The following is a 16,425-nucleotide window of genomic DNA, read 5'->3' as shown; positions in this document are numbered from 1 at the left end:
GTTATGCGGTGTTTTTCAAGCTGAGTAAACTGTCTTGCCAGCTACTAAGGTGTTGACGACGCGACCCTGAAGACGCGCACTTTCGAAGCAACTGTTTTTGGAAAGTGAGTGCAGATTTTCTTCACGCACGATCCAGGGCTCGTCCAGATCGACAATTGCGATATCTGCCTTGGCACCTGGTTTAAGCGTACCGGCATCAAGGCCGAAAATACGTGCCGGAGCTGTCGAAAGTACTTCAACCAGCCGCAATAGCGGAATGCTGTCATTATGATAGAGACGAAGTGCGGCACCCAGCAATGTTTCAAGACCGATGGCACCGGCTTCAGCGTCCGAGAAGGGTAGGCGCTTGGTGTCAACATCCTGCGGGTCGTGAGCGGAAACGACGATATCAATAGTGCCGTTTTTTAGGGCTTCAACCATAGCAAGGCGGTCCTGCTCGCTACGCAACGGCGGAGACAGACGGAAGAAGGTGCGGAATTCTCCAATGTCGTTTTCATTGAGTGACAAATGATTGATCGATACACCCGCCGTCACCTTGGCGCCGAGGTCCTTGGAGCGGCGTACTGCTTCCGCCGACATTTCGCAGGAAAGCTGTGCGGCGTGATAATTGCTTTTCGTCAGCGCCGCGAGACGAAGATCTCGTTCCAGCGGGATCACCTCGGCTTCACGCGGACTGCCTGAAAGACCAAGCCAGCTTGCAAACAGGCCTTCGTTCATTACTCCGGTTGCACCAAGATAGGGATCGCGTGTTTCGCAGGCGATGACTGCATCGAAATCGCGGGCATAGGTCAACGCGCGCCGCATGAGCTGCGTATTGGCGATTGTCTGTCTTCCTTCCGTAAAGGCGACTGCACCAGCATCCCGCAGAAGTCCGATTTCGGTCATTTCCTCGCCATGTAGGCCTTTGGTGATGGCCGCTGCTGGGTGCACATTGACGACAGCGGTGTCACGCGCCGTGCGTTTGACGAACTCGACCAGAGCTACATCGTCGATGACCGGATCAGTGTCGGGCATCATAATGATGGAAGTTACACCGCCAGCGGCCGCCGCGCGGCTTGCCGAAGCAATGGTTTCTCTATGCTCAGCACCAGGTTCACCGACAAAGACGCGTGCATCCACGAGACCGGGCAACACTGCTTTGCCATCCAGATCGATGGTTTGCGCCCCTTCCGGTGCGCCCTGATTGCGAACATCCGCTCCGGCGGCAACAATCTTATCATCGCTGATCAGCACACTGCCAATCTCATCAAGGCCGCGAGACGGATCAATGATGCGCGCGTTTTCAAACAGGATCGCGCTCATGCTGCTTCTCCGTTGCTAGGGTTACGGCGCGGATCGAGTAGGGCTTCCATCACGGCCATGCGCACTGCAACTCCCATTTCCACCTGTTGCTGGATCACGCTCTGCGGCCCGTCGGCTACGTCGGATGCGATCTCGACGCCGCGATTCATTGGCCCCGGATGCATAACGAGAGCGTCTGGCTTGGCGACTCTCAGCTTCTGCTTGTCGAGGCCGTAGAAGCGGAAATATTCGCGTACCGACGGCACGAAAGACCCAGCCATACGTTCTCGCTGAAGGCGCAGCATCATGACGACATCAGCATCTTTCAAGCCCTCTTCCATTGAATTGAAGACTTCGACGCTCATGTCGGCTATGCCGGAAGGCAGTAGTGTTGACGGCGCGACGACACGTACCCGCGCGCCGAGCGCGTTGAGAAGAAGAATGTTGGAGCGTGCCACACGGGAATGCAGTACATCGCCACAAATGGCCACGATCAGGTTCTCGATCTGACCTTTGGCGCGGCGGATGGTTAGCGCATCGAGAAGTGCCTGGGTGGGATGTTCGTGCGCACCGTCACCGGCATTGACCACCGAACAGCCGACTTTCTGTGCGAGGAGGGCAGCGGCGCCTGCCGAAGCATGACGGATGACCAATATATCCGGTTGCATGGCATTCAGCGTCATCGCCGTATCGATGAGCGTTTCGCCTTTCTTGACCGATGAGTTACCGACCGACATATTCATGACGTCGGCGCCAAGCCGTTTTCCGGCCAGCTCGAACGACGATTGGGTTCGCGTCGATGCTTCGAAGAAAAGATTTATTTGCGTGCGACCACGTAGCACGGACTTTTTCTTCTCCGGCTGTCTTGAAACAGCGATTTCCTGATCGGCGAGATCAAGAAGGCAAAGAATGTCCAGGGGCGAAAGCCCCTTGATGCCCAGCAGGTGGCGGTGAGGGAAAAGCGGAGGGACCGTTTGATTTGTCATGGCAAGTCATCCGTATAGGACCTTGAGGCAGGTCTCGCAACCGTCCTTATAATGGCTTCGGGCGATTCACCAAGAAAAACCGATGCAGTCCTGACGACAAATCGAGTTCAGGATGGCAAAATCTTAGCAAATGAAGTGCAAGAAACATAAATTAAGTTGAATCGCACAATACGGAATGAGCTTTTGAAAACGCACGATGTTACCAACCAGACACCGCCCATGACGGGCAACAATGCCTATTTGAGCGATCCGCTTCTTATGCAGATTGCGGCGCATTTTCCGAAGGAGCTGCATGCCGATCTGGAACATACGGGCCGTTTTGTATTGTCGGCTGAAGCACACGACCTTGCGCGTCTCGCCAATACCGAACTGCCGAAACTACGTACGCATGACCGGCAGGGCAACCGTATCGACCTTGTCGAATATCATCCAGCCTATCATGCGCTCATGCGCCGTTCCATTGCTGCGGGCCTGCATTGCTCCATCTGGGAAGGTACCCCACTCGAAAGCGGCCGTCGTCATCAGGCACGTGCATCGCGCTTTTTTCTGACTGCGCAGCTTGAGGCGGGGCATCTCTGCCCGCTCACCATGACAAGCGCTTCGCTAGCCGCGATTATGGCGTCGCCAGAAGTCTATAAGGAATGGTCGCCGATCATCCTTACGCGGAAGTACGATTTTTCGCAGAAACCGGCTTTTGCCAAGCAGGGCATCACACTTGGCATGGGCATGACCGAAAAACAGGGTGGAACTGATGTGCGCGCCAATACGACGCGCGCGACACGAAATGACGATGGAACCTATACTATTACCGGTCACAAGTGGTTTATGTCCGCTCCGATGTCAGATGCTTTTCTGACGCTTGCGCAGGCCGAAGACGGTCTTTCCTGCATTCTGCTGCCGCGTCTCACTTCGCAGGGGAGCGGGAACGGGTTCTTTTTCCAACGCCTCAAAGACAAGCTCGGCAACAAGTCTAATGCGTCGTCGGAAGTTGAATTCGACGGTGCGATTGGCCATCTGATCGGAAACCCTGGTGAGGGCGTCAAAACGATCATGGATATGGTCACTCTGACACGGCTCGATTGCGCTGTAGCATCGGCCGGACTAATGCGTTCAGGCCTAGCCGAAGCCGTGCATCACAGCCGTCATCGTCAGGTATTCGGCAAGGCTCTTGTCGAGCAGCCATTGATGCAGCGCGTTCTTGCCGACATGGCGCTCGATGTTGCAGGTGCGACTGCGCTTTCCATGCGGCTGGCACGTGCTTTCGATATGGCTGCAAGCGATCGTGCCGAGGCTGCTTTTGCCCGCTGCATGACGCCGGTGGTGAAGTACTGGGTTTGCAAGATCGCACCTGCATTACTCTATGAAGCAATGGAGTGTCTTGGCGGCAACGGTTACATCGAAGACGGCAATCTTGCGCGTGCCTACCGCGAAGCGCCGGTCAATGCGATCTGGGAAGGATCAGGCAATGTTATGGCGCTGGATGTGGCGCGCGTGCTTTCACGCGCTCCGGGGCTTTTCGATGAGGTGCTGGAGTGGATCGGCGGGCAACTTGGTCCGCGCGGACAGGGTACACTCGATGTGCTGCGTGCTGCATTGCAACTCACCGAAACCGATCCGGGCGTTGCACGCCTCCTGACAGAGCAGTTAGCCTATGCGGCAGCAGCGGCAGAATTGCGCCAGCTCGGGGCGGACGACGTGGCTGATGCGTTCATCGAGACTCGTCTTGGGGGCCAGTGGCGTTCGACCTATGGCATGCTGGATGCTCGCCATAATGCCGAGCGGATTCTCGATCAGCTTTATCCGGCGTCGTAGTCGTCGGGTGCCGACTGCCTGATGCTACGCAGGCGGTCGAGCGCACCTTGAAGAATGAAGGATGCCGCAGCCGAATCGATACGTTCTGCCCGTTTGCCGCGTGAGACATCCATGCCGATCAACGCCCGTTCAGCAGCGACAGTGGACAGGCGCTCATCCCAGAAAACGAAGGGCAGGTCAGTCAAAGGCTGCATGGTGCGAACAAATGCCCGCGTAGCCTGAACGCGGGGACCAGATGTTCCGTCCATGTTCATAGGTAAACCGATAACTATAACGCCGACTTTGTCCCCATCAAGCGCCTTCAGAAGCACCTGTGCGTCGAGGGAAAATTTCGCCCTTTTGATAACAGGGCGCGGATGCGCAAAGGAAAGACCAAGATCCGACACCGCGAGGCCGATGGTCTTGGTTCCCAGGTCCAGTCCGGCAATCGTCTGCCCGGGCTGGAGCAGCGCCGGAATTTCCTCGATTTCAACGACAGCCATTGGTCCTCATCGGATTTTGAAGTGGTTTCATATTGCCTTCGACTTTATCGGCGTCATATCTGTTCGCAAACCGGAAATCGAGACAGAAACAGAGATTGAGGAGAGACTTGATGAAACTTACCTGGCTTGGCCATGCCGCTTTCCGCGTTGAAACGGCAAAGGCCGTTATTCTCATCGATCCGTTTCTGAACGGAAATCCCGGTGCTAAAGGCGTCGATTTCAAGCAAGCGACCAAGGGCGTAACCCATATTGCGCTCACCCACGGTCATGGCGTCCATGTTGGTGATACAGTGGCGATCGCCAAGGAGCATGGCGCGACAGTCGTTGCCAATGCCGATCTCGCGAGCTGGCTTGGTAGTCAGGGCGTGGAAAAGCTCGATCCCGGCAATACGGGTGGCACGTTGGCGCATGATGGGTTCACTGTTACCTTCGTCAATGCACTCCACTCCTCGGCAATGCTGACGGAGAACGGTGTTTCGCAGGCACTTGGCAATCCGAATGGCCTGATATTCCATTTCGAGGATGCACCAACGCTCTATCACATGGGTGACACGGATATCTTCTCTGACATGGGGCTTATCAATGAGCTTCATCGACCTGAGATTGGCATCGTTCCCATCGGCGATCGCTTCACGATGGGAGGCGCGGTCGCCGCTCTTGCCTGCCAACGCTATTTCAACTTCAAAACTGTGCTGCCATGCCATTACGCTTCGTTTCCGATCATCGACCAGACGGCGGACAAGTTCGTGGCTGGAATGGCCGATCACCGGGAAACCAAAGTCCTGGTGGCCCCGGCAGGGACGGTTCACAATTTCTAGAGGGCTCTTGAGCGCAAGAAATGTTGCGCTTCAACAATCGCGCCGTTATAGCCGGTAGGAAAACTCTTTAGGGTGGCGGTTCGCCGCCCAATCTAGCATTTGCGGAGAACAGGATGTCCGTCGATATTTCTACCGTCAAGCGCGTCGCGCATCTGGCGCGAATTGCCGTAAGTGATGACGATGCCGAACGCATGACTGGCGAACTCAATGCTATTCTGGGCTTTGTCGAGCAACTGAATGAAGTCAATGTTGATGGTATTGAGCCTATGACTTCCGTTACGCCGATGAAAATGCGCATGCGCCAGGATGAGGTAACGGACGGCGGTATTGCTGCCGCAGTGGTCGCCAACGCGCCCGTTACCGAAGACAATTTCTTTGTCGTACCCAAGGTCGTGGAGTAGATCATGGCCGTTCGGGTTTCGATTGAGACCCCCTTGCAGGACGATGTGCGTGCATTGGTCGAAGACCTGAATGCGCATCTTCTGCCGTTGTCGCCACCGGAGTTCCAGTTCAAAATGACAGTGGAGCAGATGGCTGGGCCAGACATGGTGGTTTTCGTGGCGCGCGATGAAGATGGCGAGGCCGTCGGCTGCGGTGCCTTGAAGCTGCACGATGATGGCGTCGGCGAAGTGAAGCGCATGTTCACTCTTCCGGAAGTACGCGGAAAGCGCGTTGGTTCTGTTCTGGTGGATGCGATTGTTGATGAGGCAAGGACCAAGGGCATCTCCCGTCTTGTACTCGAAACCGGCACGGGGCCTGGTTTTGAAGCTGCATGGCGGCTTTATGAGAATTCAGGTTTTACGCGCTGCGGTGTGGTTCTGGACTACCCGGAATCCGAATACAGCGCCTTTTTTGAAAAGCGTCTCGTTGAGACGCATTGACAGGATTTGACGATGAGCGAACTGACCGCACTGACCATTGCCGAGGCGCGCGACAAGCTGAGGGCCAAAGCCATCACCGCGACTGAACTCACCGACGCCTATCTTTCCGCTATCGACTCCGCGAATGAAACCATCAACGCTTATGTGAAAGTGACTCACGATCAAGCGCGTTCGATGGCCAAGGTTTCGGATGAGCGTATCGCCAAGGGTGAAGCAGGCGCACTGGAAGGCATTCCGCTTGGCGTGAAGGATCTTTTTGCGACCAAGGGCGTACATACGCAGGCCTGCTCCCATATTTTGGATGGTTTCAAGCCAGAATATGAATCGACCGTCACGGCCAATTTGTGGGCTGATGGGGCGGTTATGCTCGGCAAGCTCAACATGGATGAGTTTGCGATGGGGTCATCCAACGAAACCTCATATTACGGTTCGGTCAAAAATCCATGGCGTGCTAATGGCTCCAACGCTGATTTGGTGCCTGGCGGTTCGTCGGGCGGTTCGGCCGCCGCTGTTGCCGCGCAGCTTTGCGCCGGTGCCACTGCAACTGATACTGGCGGCTCGATCCGTCAGCCAGCGGCGTTCACTGGCACTGTTGGCATTAAGCCGACCTACGGTCGTGTATCGCGCTGGGGAACGGTTGCATTCGCTTCATCACTTGATCAGGCTGGGCCGATTGCCCGCGACGTGCGTGACGCCGCAATCCTGTTGAAATCAATGGCTTCGCTTGATCTCAAGGATACGACATCGGTCGATCTGCCTGTCCCGGATTACGAGGCTGCTATCGGCAGGTCGCTCAAAGGCATGAAAATAGGCATTCCGAAGGAATATCGCGTTGATGGTATGCCGGACGAAATTGAGGGGCTTTGGCAGAAGGGTATCCAATATCTGAAGGATGCCGGCGCTGAGATTGTCGATATTTCGCTGCCACACACGAAGTATGCGCTGCCCGCTTATTATATTGTGGCGCCGGCAGAAGCTTCTTCAAATCTCGCCCGTTATGATGGCGTGCGTTACGGTCTGCGTGTACCTGGCAAGGACATTGCCGATATGTACGAGCAGACCCGCGCGGCTGGTTTCGGCAAGGAAGTCAAGCGCCGCATCATGATCGGCACCTATGTTCTGTCGGCAGGCTATTACGACGCCTATTATCTGCGTGCACAGAAGGTGCGTACGCTGATCAAGAAGGATTTTGAAGACGCATTCGCCTTGGGCGTACACGCGATCCTGACGCCAGCAACGCCATCGGCTGCTTTTGGTCTCGCCGATGAGGAGCTCGCCAATGATCCGGTCAAGATGTACCTCAATGACATCTTCACGGTAACGGTCAACATGGCGGGCTTGCCGGGCATTGCCGTGCCTGCTGGCATTAATGACAGAGGCTTGCCGCTTGGCCTTCAGTTGATCGGACGCCCGTTCGAGGAAGAGACACTGTTTCAGGCAGCCCACGCTATCGAACAGGCCGCCGGAAGGTTTACTCCGGCAAAGTGGTGGTAAAAGCCGATCTTCTTATTCGCCGGGTTCTCCCCGGCGAATTTGTTTATATGGCCGCATTAGCGGTTAGAGCATGGCGGATAGCTGCGCGCGATATTGAACTAAATGCCGCTAGACAAAAGGCGCTGGAAGCCAAGTTTCAGCGCGATCTCCAAGGGAATGCAGACGGCGTCCTGGTTGCCGAAAAGGCGGGAGCTGTGGCTGGCTGGAGCGCCCGAGTCCCCCGAACCAATTACATTTCCGATTTATGGATCGATCCACTCTTTCACGGGCAGGGAATTGGCGGGCAACTCCTTGGTGCAGTGATGGCCCAGATACTGCTCGATGGTTTTGTTGAAGCGCTGATCGGCACACATGCGGATAATCTTCCTGCGATCAACCTTTATATAAAAGCTGGTTTCCAGATCGACTGGCAGGGATACGAATGGTCGGAGAGTTTTGGAAGAACCGTCGAGAAAGTCCGTATGCGCACCGAGCTTTGACGGTTCATCTTAGCGCGACCGTTGCCGAATAGTCCATCGCGCCTATCCTTCCTTAGAGATATGAAATCATGAGGAGGGCAAGCGATGTGGATCATGCTAACAGAAGTGAACGGCGAAAAGCTTGCCGTGAATTTCAATCACGTTCTTTCCTATAACACCTATGGAACGGGCACACGCATTGTGACGTTGAGCACCGATCAGACGTTCTTTGTCAAGGAATCGATTGACGAGATTGAAGCCAAGCTCGGGATCGATGTGAAAGCCTGAAGCTTTGTTTTGCCAATAGCTTGATTGGCTTCATTAATAATGTACATGAACGGCATCGCGCTTGCAAATTGCCGTTCATGTACTCTGTATTTTTGAAAGGATTTCGTGTTTCATCAGAGACGGTCTAAATATCCAGCTCTTCGACAAAAGCTGCACGGTCCTGGATAAACCGGAAACGTGCTTCCGGCTTGGTGCCCATCAGTTCATCGACGGTGTTGCGGGTTTCATCGACATACTCTTCGTCCACCTGAACACGCAGAAGCGTGCGCTTCTTCGGGTCCATGGTAGTCTCCTTGAGCTGTTCGGCGCGCATCTCGCCAAGGCCTTTGAAACGACCGATCTCCACTTTACCACGCCCAGTGAATACGGTGCGCAGAAGCTCGTCCTTATGGGCTTCGTCACGCGCATAGGCGACTTTTCCGCCCTGGCTCAAGCGGAAAAGTGGTGGCACTGCCAGATAAAGATGACCGTTACGAATTAAATCCGGCATTTCCTGATAGAAGAATGTGATGAGCAACGACGCAATATGCGCACCGTCGACGTCCGCATCGGTCATGACAATAACGCGGTCGTAGCGCAAATCGTCTTCCCGATAGTTCTTGCGCGTACCGCAGCCCAGCGCCTGAACCAAATCGGCAATCTGCTGGTTTGCCGTCAGTTTTTCGCGTCCGGCGCTGGCAACGTTCAAAATCTTGCCGCGCAATGGCAAGATGGCCTGATTGGCACGGTTTCGTGCCTGTTTGGCTGAACCACCTGCCGAGTCACCTTCGACGATGAACAGTTCCGCCCCGGCTGCTGCGTTCTGCGTGCAATCAGCAAGCTTGCCAGGCAGGCGCAGCTTGCGTGTTGCGCTTTTGCGGACGGTTTCCTTTTCCTGACGGCGACGCAAGCGCTCGTCTGCACGGTCGATAACCCAGTCCAGAAGGCGGGACGCTTCCTGTGGAGATGCGGTAAGCCAGTGATCGAATGGATCACGGATAGCATTCTCAACGATGCGCTGCGCTTCGACAGTGGCAAGTTTGTCCTTGGTTTGGCCTACAAATTCCGGCTCACGGATGAACACCGATAGCATTCCTGCAGCCGATACCATCACGTCATCAGTGGTTATGATCGAAGCGCGCTTGTTGTTGGTCAGTTCCGCATAGGCTTTCAGTCCGCGCGTCAGAGCAATACGCAAACCCGCTTCATGCGTACCACCGTCACCGGTCGGGATGGTGTTGCAGTAGGAGTGGACAAACCCGTCCCCACCAAACCACGAAACGGCCCATTCGACGGCCCCGTGGCCACCTTGCTTTTCTGTCTTTCCTGCGAAAACCTCACGTGTGACCTGATGTTCCTTGCCAAGCGATGCCTCTAGATAGTCCTTCAAACCACCAGGGAAGTGGAATACGGCCTTTTCAGGTGTTTCTTTCTTGGGGTCGAGGAGGGCAGGATCGCAGTTCCAGCGAATTTCAACGCCGCCGAACAGATAGGCTTTGGACCGTGCCATGCGGTAGAGACGATGCGGATCAAACTGTGCCGTCTTACCGAAAATATCAGGGTCTGGATGGAAGCGAACGCGGGTGCCGCGACGATTGTGCACTTCACCGAGCTCTTCCAGTCCGCCTTGTGGAATACCGCGCGAGAAGCGCTGGCGATAAAGACGGCGATTGCGTGCGACTTCCACTTCCAACACATCGGAAAGGGCATTCACCACCGAAACGCCGACGCCATGCAAGCCACCAGAAGTTTCATAAGCCTTGCCGTCGAACTTGCCGCCCGCATGCAGTTTGGTCATTATGACTTCGAGCGTGGACTTTCCGGGCACCTGGGGATGCTCATCCACAGGAATGCCGCGCCCATTGTCCGAGACCGTTACAAATCCGTCGGCATCGAAGCTCACTTCGATGAAATTGGCGTGCCCTGCGACCGCTTCGTCCATCGAGTTGTCGATGACCTCGGCGAAGAGGTGGTGCAGCGCCTTTTCGTCCGTGCCGCCAATATACATGCCGGGACGCAGGCGAACCGGCTCCAGACCTTCCAGAACACGGATAGATGAAGCGTTATAGTCGTCACCTGCCGATGAAACAGGCGGAACCTTGATCGTTGCCGGTTTTGGAACAGAGAGCGACGGCGCTGCCACTGGCTGTGCAACGGGCTGTGGCGACCCCGGTTTCTCACCTTGTCGTCCCTGTTCCCGTTCTCGGGCATTGTTGACCACTCTCGAGAAGAGATCGTTGCTATCGTCCATCTGTTCCGAAAAGCTCTCTGTCTTAATTTCAGGAGGCCTGTGTCGAGATTAATCGTCATCGGCCGGAAAATACTGTTCGCGAATCACTCGAATGATGCCATGCGCGCTCACGAAAGGCGACTAAAGTTCGCCTTACGTTCCGTTTTCGCACGACTTTTTCAAAGGGTTTTGTTCAGAACGGAACTAACTTGCACCAGAAAGCGGTCGAAAGTCAAACAAGCGGGACGATTCCGATCAAATTGGATGGAAACGCTGCAGTAGTTCGCATAGAGCCATAGCGGGAACATTGCAGATACCGAGAGTTTGAAATGCAGAGCAGCGCGACAGGCGGCATGGAAGCGCACGTAAAGGGCATGGCGATCATGGTACTCTCGGTGCTTTTGCTGCCGTTGATGGATGCCATCGGCAAATGGCTTGCCATGGTGGACAATATGCCACCGGCTACTGTCACATTCATGCGCTTTTTCATTCAGTGCTGGCTGATGTTCTTTATCCTCCTCGTAGTTGGTGGTTTTGCTGCGCTGCGAACCCAGTATTTGGCCGGAAATCTCATCCGCGGGGCATTGATGGGGTTCGGAGGTCTCTGTTTCTTCACGGCGATCAAATATATGCCGTTGGCAGATGCCATGGCTGTCTTCTTTGCCGAGCCGCTTATTCTGACACTATTTTCAGCTGTGTTCCTAAAGGAAAAAGTGGGCTGGAGGAGGTTCAGTGCTGTTGGGATCGGTCTCGTGGGCACGATGATCGTAATTCAGCCGAGTTTTGAGATTTTCGGAGCTGTCTCGCTTCTACCGCTGGCGACAGCCGTAACTTTCGCGATCTACTTGATCCTGAATCGCAAATATGGTGCGAAAGAAAGCCCGCTGGTAATGCAGTTCTATGCAGGTGTCGGCGGGTGGATGCTCGCCGGGATTGCTATGATATTTGGAACTGCGGCGGAACTTGACGACCTGAGTTTCGGGCTGCCGCAAGGCATTCAGCCCTGGCTACTTCTGCTGTTTCTTGGAACGATCGGTACCGTAAGCCATCTTATGGTGGTACAGGCTTTCAAGCTTGCACCGGCATCAATGTTGGCACCGTTCCAGTATCTTGAAATCGTCAATGCGGTTCTGGTGGGCCTCATCATATTCGGTGATTTCCCGACCCCATCGAAATGGCTCGGTATCGCAATCATCGTCGGATCAGGCTTCTATGTTTTCATGCGCGAGCGCCGGGTAAAAGCGGACGCGATGACTTAAGGCAGAGCTATCTGAGCTGACGCGGGCCGAAGACCCTCTCAAACGCTTTTCCCAAAGCGACGTCCATATCGCCCATTGTTACAGGCAATCCTAGGTCCACTAGGCTTGTGACGCCATGTTCGGAGATTCCGCAAGGAACGATGCCGGAATAATGGCTGAGATCGGGTTCCACATTGATGGCTATGCCGTGAAAGCTTACCCAACGCCGCAGACGGATGCCGATAGCCGCAATCTTGTCTTCACACATGCTACCATTGGCAAGGCGTGGCTTTTCAGGTCGGCTAACCCACACGCCGACACGGTCCTCGCGCCGTTCGCCTTTGATGTTGAACTCGGCGAGGCTCTCGATGATCCATTGTTCGAGCGCCGTCACAAAGGCGCGTACATCCTCGCGGCGGCGTTTCAGGTCGAGCATCACATAGGCGACGCGCTGACCTGGCCCGTGATAGGTATATTCTCCGCCGCGTCCGGTATTGAAGACAGGTAGGCTGTCCGGGGTCAGGAGATCGTCTGCATTGGCGCTTGTCCCCGCCGTGTAAAGCGGGGGATGCTCTACCAGCCACACGAGTTCATTGGCGGTGCCTTCCCGGATCGCCTGGACGCGGGCTTCCATGTAAGCAAGCGCGGCTTCATAATCTGTTAGACCGTCTGCAACGACCCAATCGACAGGAGCGGCATCTGCGGTGACGGGTAGGAAATGGGCCTCCAGCGCGTTGCGCTCACGCGGTTTTTGAGAAGCTGTCTCGATAACGGGGAAAGCTGAATTATTAGTCATGATGGCAGCATATGGCGGTTTTGCAGCGTAACCGCCAGATGTCAAAATGCCTCTCCGATCAATGAATCGCGAGCGGCACTTCCTTTTCACAGCGATTACGTCCTGCCTGCTTGGCCCGATAGAGGGCACGGTCTGCGGCATTGACGAGATGGCTATAGTCCGGATGACCATTGAATGCAGCCACACCGATGGACAAAGTCACAGACCGACGTGCGCCATTGGGAAGGTTCAAAGGCTGATATGCAATCTGCTTGCGCAGTTCTTCGCCAATTGCAAAAGCCTTATTTTCGTCTGCCTCTACGAGGGCGACCAGAAATTCCTCGCCACCATAGCGGAACACGAAGTCACTCGGGCGGCAAAGCGAAAGGATTGCTTCCGCGACCTGCTGCAGAACGGCATCGCCGCTGCTGTGCCCATATGTGTCGTTGATGTTCTTGAAGTGATCAATGTCGATCATCAATACGCTTAAATCCATTGCCTTCTGGGAGGCCATGCGCACTTCACGGGTCAAGATTGACGGCATGAAACGACGATTGAGCGCGCGTGTCAGCGGATCACGACCCGTTTCCATGGCCGCCGCCGCCTGAAAGAGTTCGGACAGCAAAAACTTCACTTCACCTATCTTGGTCTGGAACAGTGACAAAGAGGCTGCGAGTTCAGTTGGGTTATCTTTGCGAGCGCTATTGATTGCCGGAAGGAGCACATGGTCGATATGTTCTACATTCCGACGGATGTGCTCCAACGTGCCAGAATTGGAAAACATAAGATCGGCTTTGTGCTGCAACCACAACCCGAAGTCCGAGCTTGCGAGCGTGTGAAGCAGACTGTCGGGATTGCCATAGAGGTTGAAGAGGATCGACTGGCTCCATTCCATAAGCGCAGCGCGTTGCGATTCGCGTTCCAGTGGAAAATCGTGACTTAATGTAAAAGCCCGATAGGCTTCGTCGGTCTGGGCGCTTTCACGGGCGTCCTTTACAAAAGCCTGGCTCATGATTTCAATCGCGATGTCGATGGCATTGCTGACATGCACGATCAGGCGCGCCAGAACCTCGCGTGAAGCAACCTCAAGCTCCAGTTGACGAACGATTTCGTTTTTGAGCAGGCGTGCCCCCTGCATGACGACATGGATCGGCACATCAATACGGGCGTGAACTTCGCCCACCTTGCGCTGTTCGCGAATGAAAATGTCAACATCGCGGGCTGTCTTCTGGAACATCTTCTGCAACCAGTCGCTCAGCGAATTATGCAGGCGTTCCTGCACCATTTTCTGGGACAGGAAAACTGCCGCATCGCGATTGCTCATAAGGCGGTCGTAAAACACACCGACAAACTGCTCGCGGTGACGGGCAATCAAATCACGAAGAATGATAGAATGTTCTTCAGGCAAGCTGCTGACGAGTTCGACCCATTCTGTCTGGGTTGTTCCCAGTCCGGTTTTCGACCCCCATGCAGCGTCGAGTTCGGAGATCGAATAACCCATGTTCCTGCCCTTTCGATAGCCGCAAAGCTCCGCCCGGTCGTGCTGGACTAATGCCGGATTGGCTTCGCGGATTGAATATTCTGCGGTTTGCCCTTGCTTAGAAGGGACTATGTGCAAATTCAACAGGCTTCTGTTATCTCGACTTCCTTAAAAATTCTCTCCAAAAAATTGGTATTTATTCATAGGGATTGCTCCTGCGGCATCTTTGTAACGCACGGTCGAGATTGATAGAGCGTCGTAAGATTAAGTGATTTTACCAAATGGCTGATTAGCCTACCTATCCACGGGGCAAGAGTCCCATGCTGGTCAACTCTGGAAAGGAACCCCGAATGAGATTGACGTTACTGAGTGCGGTGCTCGCCCTTTTCGCAGTGACCGCTTCTGCTGAGGCGGGCACCTCCTTTGCTCCAATCGTACCGTCTGTTTCTGTTGACGGTGTAGGCTCTGGCATTCGGGTCGATTATCGCTGCCGTCGCGGTATGGTCCGTACGCCGAGCGGTCGTTGCGTTACTGATCGCCGCTGGCGGGATGATCGTCACGGGTGGGACCGCCATCCACCACGCTACTATCGCGAACGCGACCGTGATCGCCGCTGGCGTCGGGATCGGGACCGTTATCACGACCGAATCTACATTGAGCCGCGTCGTCGAGGCCCGCACAACTAAAAAGGAGAAGAGCAGCGGTTCCGCTGCTCTTTTTTAAGCCGGTTCAGTTTGTGTATCGGAAAGACTATCCAATTGCGGAAATACGTCCGGCGTCATAGGGGCCAACACGTCGATCACCAATCCGCTTGGCGCGAAGTTGATATCGCATTTGGCCTTTAGTTCGCCTGTAAGAACGGAATAGAGCAGCCGCTGGCCGAAGCCACGGCGGCTGGGGCGTTCTACTGTCGGGCCTCCGCTTTCGACCCAGCGCATATGAAACTTCCGCTCGCCCGGCCGCTCAACGACATCCCAGCTAAATTGGATCGTACCATCCTCATTGGAAAGCGCGCCGTATTTCACGGCATTGGTGGCGAGTTCGTACAAGCCAAGCGAAAGAGAAACCGTTATACGGTCGCTCACAACGAGTTCCGGACCCCCGGTTCGGATTCGATGGCCGAATGTGCTGTTGAAAGGGGCGAGGGCGGTTTCGCAAATCTGGCTGATCGTTGTACCCGTCCAGTTTTCCCTGAGCAGCATGTCATGGGCCTGACTCAGGGCACGCAGCCGCTCGCTGAACAGCTCGCCCGCCGTTTGTGGATCAGTGGCATTGCGCAGCGTCTGGTTCGCAATTGATTGCACCATCGCCATTGAGTTCTTGAAGCGATGTGAAATTTCGCGGGTCACGAGTGCCTTGTCCGCTTCGGCTTTCTTGCGTTCGGTGACATCGATAACAATGCCCAAAAGCGTAGGCGATTTGCCCATCAGGGCTTTGGCGCGGGTTTCAACCCAGCGTACCTGACCCAGCCTGTTGGCGATGCGGTATTCCACCCGGAAAGATTTTCCGGTTGTAAACGACTCTTGTGATCGCTGGAGCAGCGTCATCCGATCTTCAAGCACCACCATATCGATTATCTTGTCGTAGTTGACTGGCTCATCCGGTGTCAGTCCGAAAATGCGCCGATACTCCGCCGAACAGTTGATTTGACCGGTATGATAATCTCGCGTCCAGAAGCCCACATTCGCAACTTCAACGATATACTGCAACTGATCACTGCTGCGTTGCTTTTCGATTGAGAGCGTCTCGCGCTCTTTTTCAAGTTCAACGAGTTTGCCAAGTTCCAGCGTCACGTCAAGCTGGGATGAAACGAAGTGATGAAGCTCACCTGCGTCGGTTTTGACCGGGGAAATATGAAGCCGGTTCCAGAATGCTTCCCCTGACTTCTTATAGTTCAGAATATCGATGTCGACTGACTGCTCCGCTTCCAGTCCCGCGTGGATAGCTTCGATATGCTTCGGATCTGTGTCAGGTCCCTGAAGGAATCGGCAATTCTTCCCGATGATTTCATCAGCCTCGTAGCCAGTCAGATTCTGGAAAGCCTTGTTTGCATAAATGATAGGATTGTCCGGCAGACGGGGATTTGTGATCAGCATTGGCAAGGGCGTCAGTTCAACTGCCGCCGTGAAAGGATTCGCCTCCTGGGAGAAACATGCTCCCAACATTTTTACGGACGGCTTTACTCTTGTTGCCAATGCAACCCCCCACTGACTGAGAACGCTT

Annotated in this window: 16 protein-coding genes; 9 read left to right on the top strand and 7 right to left on the bottom strand. The window is 54.8% G+C overall.

The annotated features are described in order from the left end of the window. Positions 1-15 precede the first annotated feature (15 nt). Both FJQ48_RS06435 and FJQ48_RS06430 read right to left on the bottom strand, forming a co-directional pair. On the bottom strand, positions 16-1,302 hold the full coding sequence (locus FJQ48_RS06435; RefSeq protein ID WP_139974359.1) for a dihydroorotase: 1,287 nt from the start codon (positions 1,300-1,302) through the stop codon (positions 16-18). Continuing rightward, a complete protein-coding gene (locus tag FJQ48_RS06430) occupies positions 1,299-2,267 on the bottom strand; it encodes an aspartate carbamoyltransferase catalytic subunit (RefSeq protein WP_139974358.1) in 969 nt (322 codons plus the stop codon). Before FJQ48_RS06430 ends, FJQ48_RS06435 begins: the two co-directional genes overlap by 4 nt. A gap of 183 nt (positions 2,268-2,450) precedes the next feature. Between FJQ48_RS06430 and FJQ48_RS06425 the strand changes: the two genes are divergently transcribed. Continuing rightward, positions 2,451-4,079 (top strand): acyl-CoA dehydrogenase family protein, encoded by a 1,629-nt coding sequence (locus FJQ48_RS06425; protein WP_139974357.1) that lies wholly within the window; start codon positions 2,451-2,453, stop codon positions 4,077-4,079. On the opposite strand, the gene ruvX is transcribed toward FJQ48_RS06425, so the two are convergent. Next, on the bottom strand, positions 4,064-4,561 hold the full coding sequence (ruvX, locus tag FJQ48_RS06420; protein WP_139974356.1) for a Holliday junction resolvase RuvX: 498 nt from the start codon (positions 4,559-4,561) through the stop codon (positions 4,064-4,066). The genes FJQ48_RS06425 and ruvX overlap by 16 nt on opposite strands. 110 nt (positions 4,562-4,671) lie before the next feature. Here ruvX and FJQ48_RS06415 point away from each other — a divergent pair, with 110 nt between their 5' ends. The 6 genes from FJQ48_RS06415 to FJQ48_RS06390 all read left to right on the top strand — a co-directional run bounded on the left by FJQ48_RS06415 (position 4,672) and on the right by FJQ48_RS06390 (position 8,500). Continuing rightward, entirely contained in the window at positions 4,672-5,379 is a 708-nt protein-coding gene (locus tag FJQ48_RS06415; protein ID WP_139974355.1) for a metal-dependent hydrolase, read from the top strand. A gap of 113 nt (positions 5,380-5,492) precedes the next feature. After that, positions 5,493-5,780, top strand: a complete 288-nt coding sequence (gene gatC / locus FJQ48_RS06410) for an Asp-tRNA(Asn)/Glu-tRNA(Gln) amidotransferase subunit GatC (RefSeq protein ID WP_139974354.1) — start codon at positions 5,493-5,495, stop codon at positions 5,778-5,780. Between the two features lie 3 nt (positions 5,781-5,783). Further along, on the top strand, positions 5,784-6,260 hold the full coding sequence (locus tag FJQ48_RS06405; protein WP_139974353.1) for a GNAT family N-acetyltransferase: 477 nt from the start codon (positions 5,784-5,786) through the stop codon (positions 6,258-6,260). A 12-nt stretch (positions 6,261-6,272) separates the two neighbouring features. Continuing rightward, positions 6,273-7,754: an Asp-tRNA(Asn)/Glu-tRNA(Gln) amidotransferase subunit GatA gene (gene gatA / locus FJQ48_RS06400; protein ID WP_139974352.1), complete on the top strand. Its 1,482-nt coding sequence runs from the start codon at positions 6,273-6,275 to the stop codon at positions 7,752-7,754. A 47-nt stretch (positions 7,755-7,801) separates the two neighbouring features. Then, positions 7,802-8,233, top strand: coding sequence for a GNAT family N-acetyltransferase (locus FJQ48_RS06395; RefSeq protein WP_180350139.1), 432 nt, complete (start codon positions 7,802-7,804; stop codon positions 8,231-8,233). Between the two features lie 84 nt (positions 8,234-8,317). Further along, the gene (locus tag FJQ48_RS06390) at positions 8,318-8,500 is read left to right on the top strand and encodes a flagellar FlbD family protein (RefSeq protein ID WP_139974350.1); all 183 of its coding nucleotides are present in this window, start codon (positions 8,318-8,320) and stop codon (positions 8,498-8,500) included. Between the two features lie 124 nt (positions 8,501-8,624). On the opposite strand, the gene parE is transcribed toward FJQ48_RS06390, so the two are convergent. Next, positions 8,625-10,730: a DNA topoisomerase IV subunit B gene (parE, locus tag FJQ48_RS06385; protein ID WP_139974349.1), complete on the bottom strand. Its 2,106-nt coding sequence runs from the start codon at positions 10,728-10,730 to the stop codon at positions 8,625-8,627. A gap of 308 nt (positions 10,731-11,038) precedes the next feature. Between parE and FJQ48_RS06380 the strand changes: the two genes are divergently transcribed. Then, positions 11,039-11,968, top strand: a complete 930-nt coding sequence (locus tag FJQ48_RS06380) for an EamA family transporter (RefSeq protein WP_139974348.1) — start codon at positions 11,039-11,041, stop codon at positions 11,966-11,968. 7 nt (positions 11,969-11,975) lie between these two features. Here FJQ48_RS06380 and lipB read toward each other — a convergent pair whose 3' ends face one another. Together lipB and FJQ48_RS06370 are read right to left on the bottom strand one after the other, a co-directional pair. Beyond that, on the bottom strand, positions 11,976-12,743 hold the full coding sequence (gene lipB / locus FJQ48_RS06375; RefSeq protein ID WP_139974347.1) for a lipoyl(octanoyl) transferase LipB: 768 nt from the start codon (positions 12,741-12,743) through the stop codon (positions 11,976-11,978). A 58-nt stretch (positions 12,744-12,801) separates the two neighbouring features. Further along, entirely contained in the window at positions 12,802-14,223 is a 1,422-nt protein-coding gene (locus FJQ48_RS06370; protein ID WP_139974346.1) for a GGDEF domain-containing protein, read from the bottom strand. A gap of 329 nt (positions 14,224-14,552) precedes the next feature. Between FJQ48_RS06370 and FJQ48_RS06365 the strand changes: the two genes are divergently transcribed. Then, on the top strand, positions 14,553-14,888 hold the full coding sequence (locus FJQ48_RS06365; protein WP_139974345.1) for a hypothetical protein: 336 nt from the start codon (positions 14,553-14,555) through the stop codon (positions 14,886-14,888). Between the two features lie 33 nt (positions 14,889-14,921). Here the strand turns inward: FJQ48_RS06365 and FJQ48_RS06360 are convergent, their stop codons facing one another. Continuing rightward, positions 14,922-16,367: an HWE histidine kinase domain-containing protein gene (locus FJQ48_RS06360; RefSeq protein WP_139974620.1), complete on the bottom strand. Its 1,446-nt coding sequence runs from the start codon at positions 16,365-16,367 to the stop codon at positions 14,922-14,924. Between the last annotated feature and the right edge of the window lie 58 nt (positions 16,368-16,425).

This window comes from Ochrobactrum sp. CGA5 (assembly GCF_006345815.1).
Lineage (GTDB): Bacteria > Pseudomonadota > Alphaproteobacteria > Rhizobiales > Rhizobiaceae > Brucella.
Note: the sequence above shows the minus strand (reverse complement) of the source record. Positions and strands in the feature narration are given on the sequence as shown.

What these genes read in the sequence shown, in the direction of transcription:
- gatC (WP_139974354.1), top strand. Translation starts at nt 5,493, where the DNA reads ATGTCCGTCGATATTTCTACCGTCAAGCGCGTCGCGCATCTGGCGCGA.
- FJQ48_RS06395 (WP_180350139.1), top strand. Translation starts at nt 7,802, where the DNA reads ATGGCCGCATTAGCGGTTAGAGCATGGCGGATAGCTGCGCGCGATATT.
- FJQ48_RS06435 (WP_139974359.1), bottom strand. Translation starts at nt 1,302, where the DNA reads ATGAGCGCGATCCTGTTTGAAAACGCGCGCATCATTGATCCGTCTCGC.
- FJQ48_RS06360 (WP_139974620.1), bottom strand. Translation starts at nt 16,367, where the DNA reads ATGTTGGGAGCATGTTTCTCCCAGGAGGCGAATCCTTTCACGGCGGCA.
- FJQ48_RS06405 (WP_139974353.1), top strand. Translation starts at nt 5,784, where the DNA reads ATGGCCGTTCGGGTTTCGATTGAGACCCCCTTGCAGGACGATGTGCGT.
- gatA (WP_139974352.1), top strand. Translation starts at nt 6,273, where the DNA reads ATGAGCGAACTGACCGCACTGACCATTGCCGAGGCGCGCGACAAGCTG.
- FJQ48_RS06430 (WP_139974358.1), bottom strand. Translation starts at nt 2,267, where the DNA reads ATGACAAATCAAACGGTCCCTCCGCTTTTCCCTCACCGCCACCTGCTG.
- parE (WP_139974349.1), bottom strand. Translation starts at nt 10,730, where the DNA reads ATGGACGATAGCAACGATCTCTTCTCGAGAGTGGTCAACAATGCCCGA.
- FJQ48_RS06380 (WP_139974348.1), top strand. Translation starts at nt 11,039, where the DNA reads ATGCAGAGCAGCGCGACAGGCGGCATGGAAGCGCACGTAAAGGGCATG.
- FJQ48_RS06390 (WP_139974350.1), top strand. Translation starts at nt 8,318, where the DNA reads ATGTGGATCATGCTAACAGAAGTGAACGGCGAAAAGCTTGCCGTGAAT.
- lipB (WP_139974347.1), bottom strand. Translation starts at nt 12,743, where the DNA reads ATGACTAATAATTCAGCTTTCCCCGTTATCGAGACAGCTTCTCAAAAA.
- ruvX (WP_139974356.1), bottom strand. Translation starts at nt 4,561, where the DNA reads ATGGCTGTCGTTGAAATCGAGGAAATTCCGGCGCTGCTCCAGCCCGGG.
- FJQ48_RS06415 (WP_139974355.1), top strand. Translation starts at nt 4,672, where the DNA reads ATGAAACTTACCTGGCTTGGCCATGCCGCTTTCCGCGTTGAAACGGCA.
- FJQ48_RS06370 (WP_139974346.1), bottom strand. Translation starts at nt 14,223, where the DNA reads ATGGGTTATTCGATCTCCGAACTCGACGCTGCATGGGGGTCGAAAACC.
- FJQ48_RS06365 (WP_139974345.1), top strand. Translation starts at nt 14,553, where the DNA reads ATGAGATTGACGTTACTGAGTGCGGTGCTCGCCCTTTTCGCAGTGACC.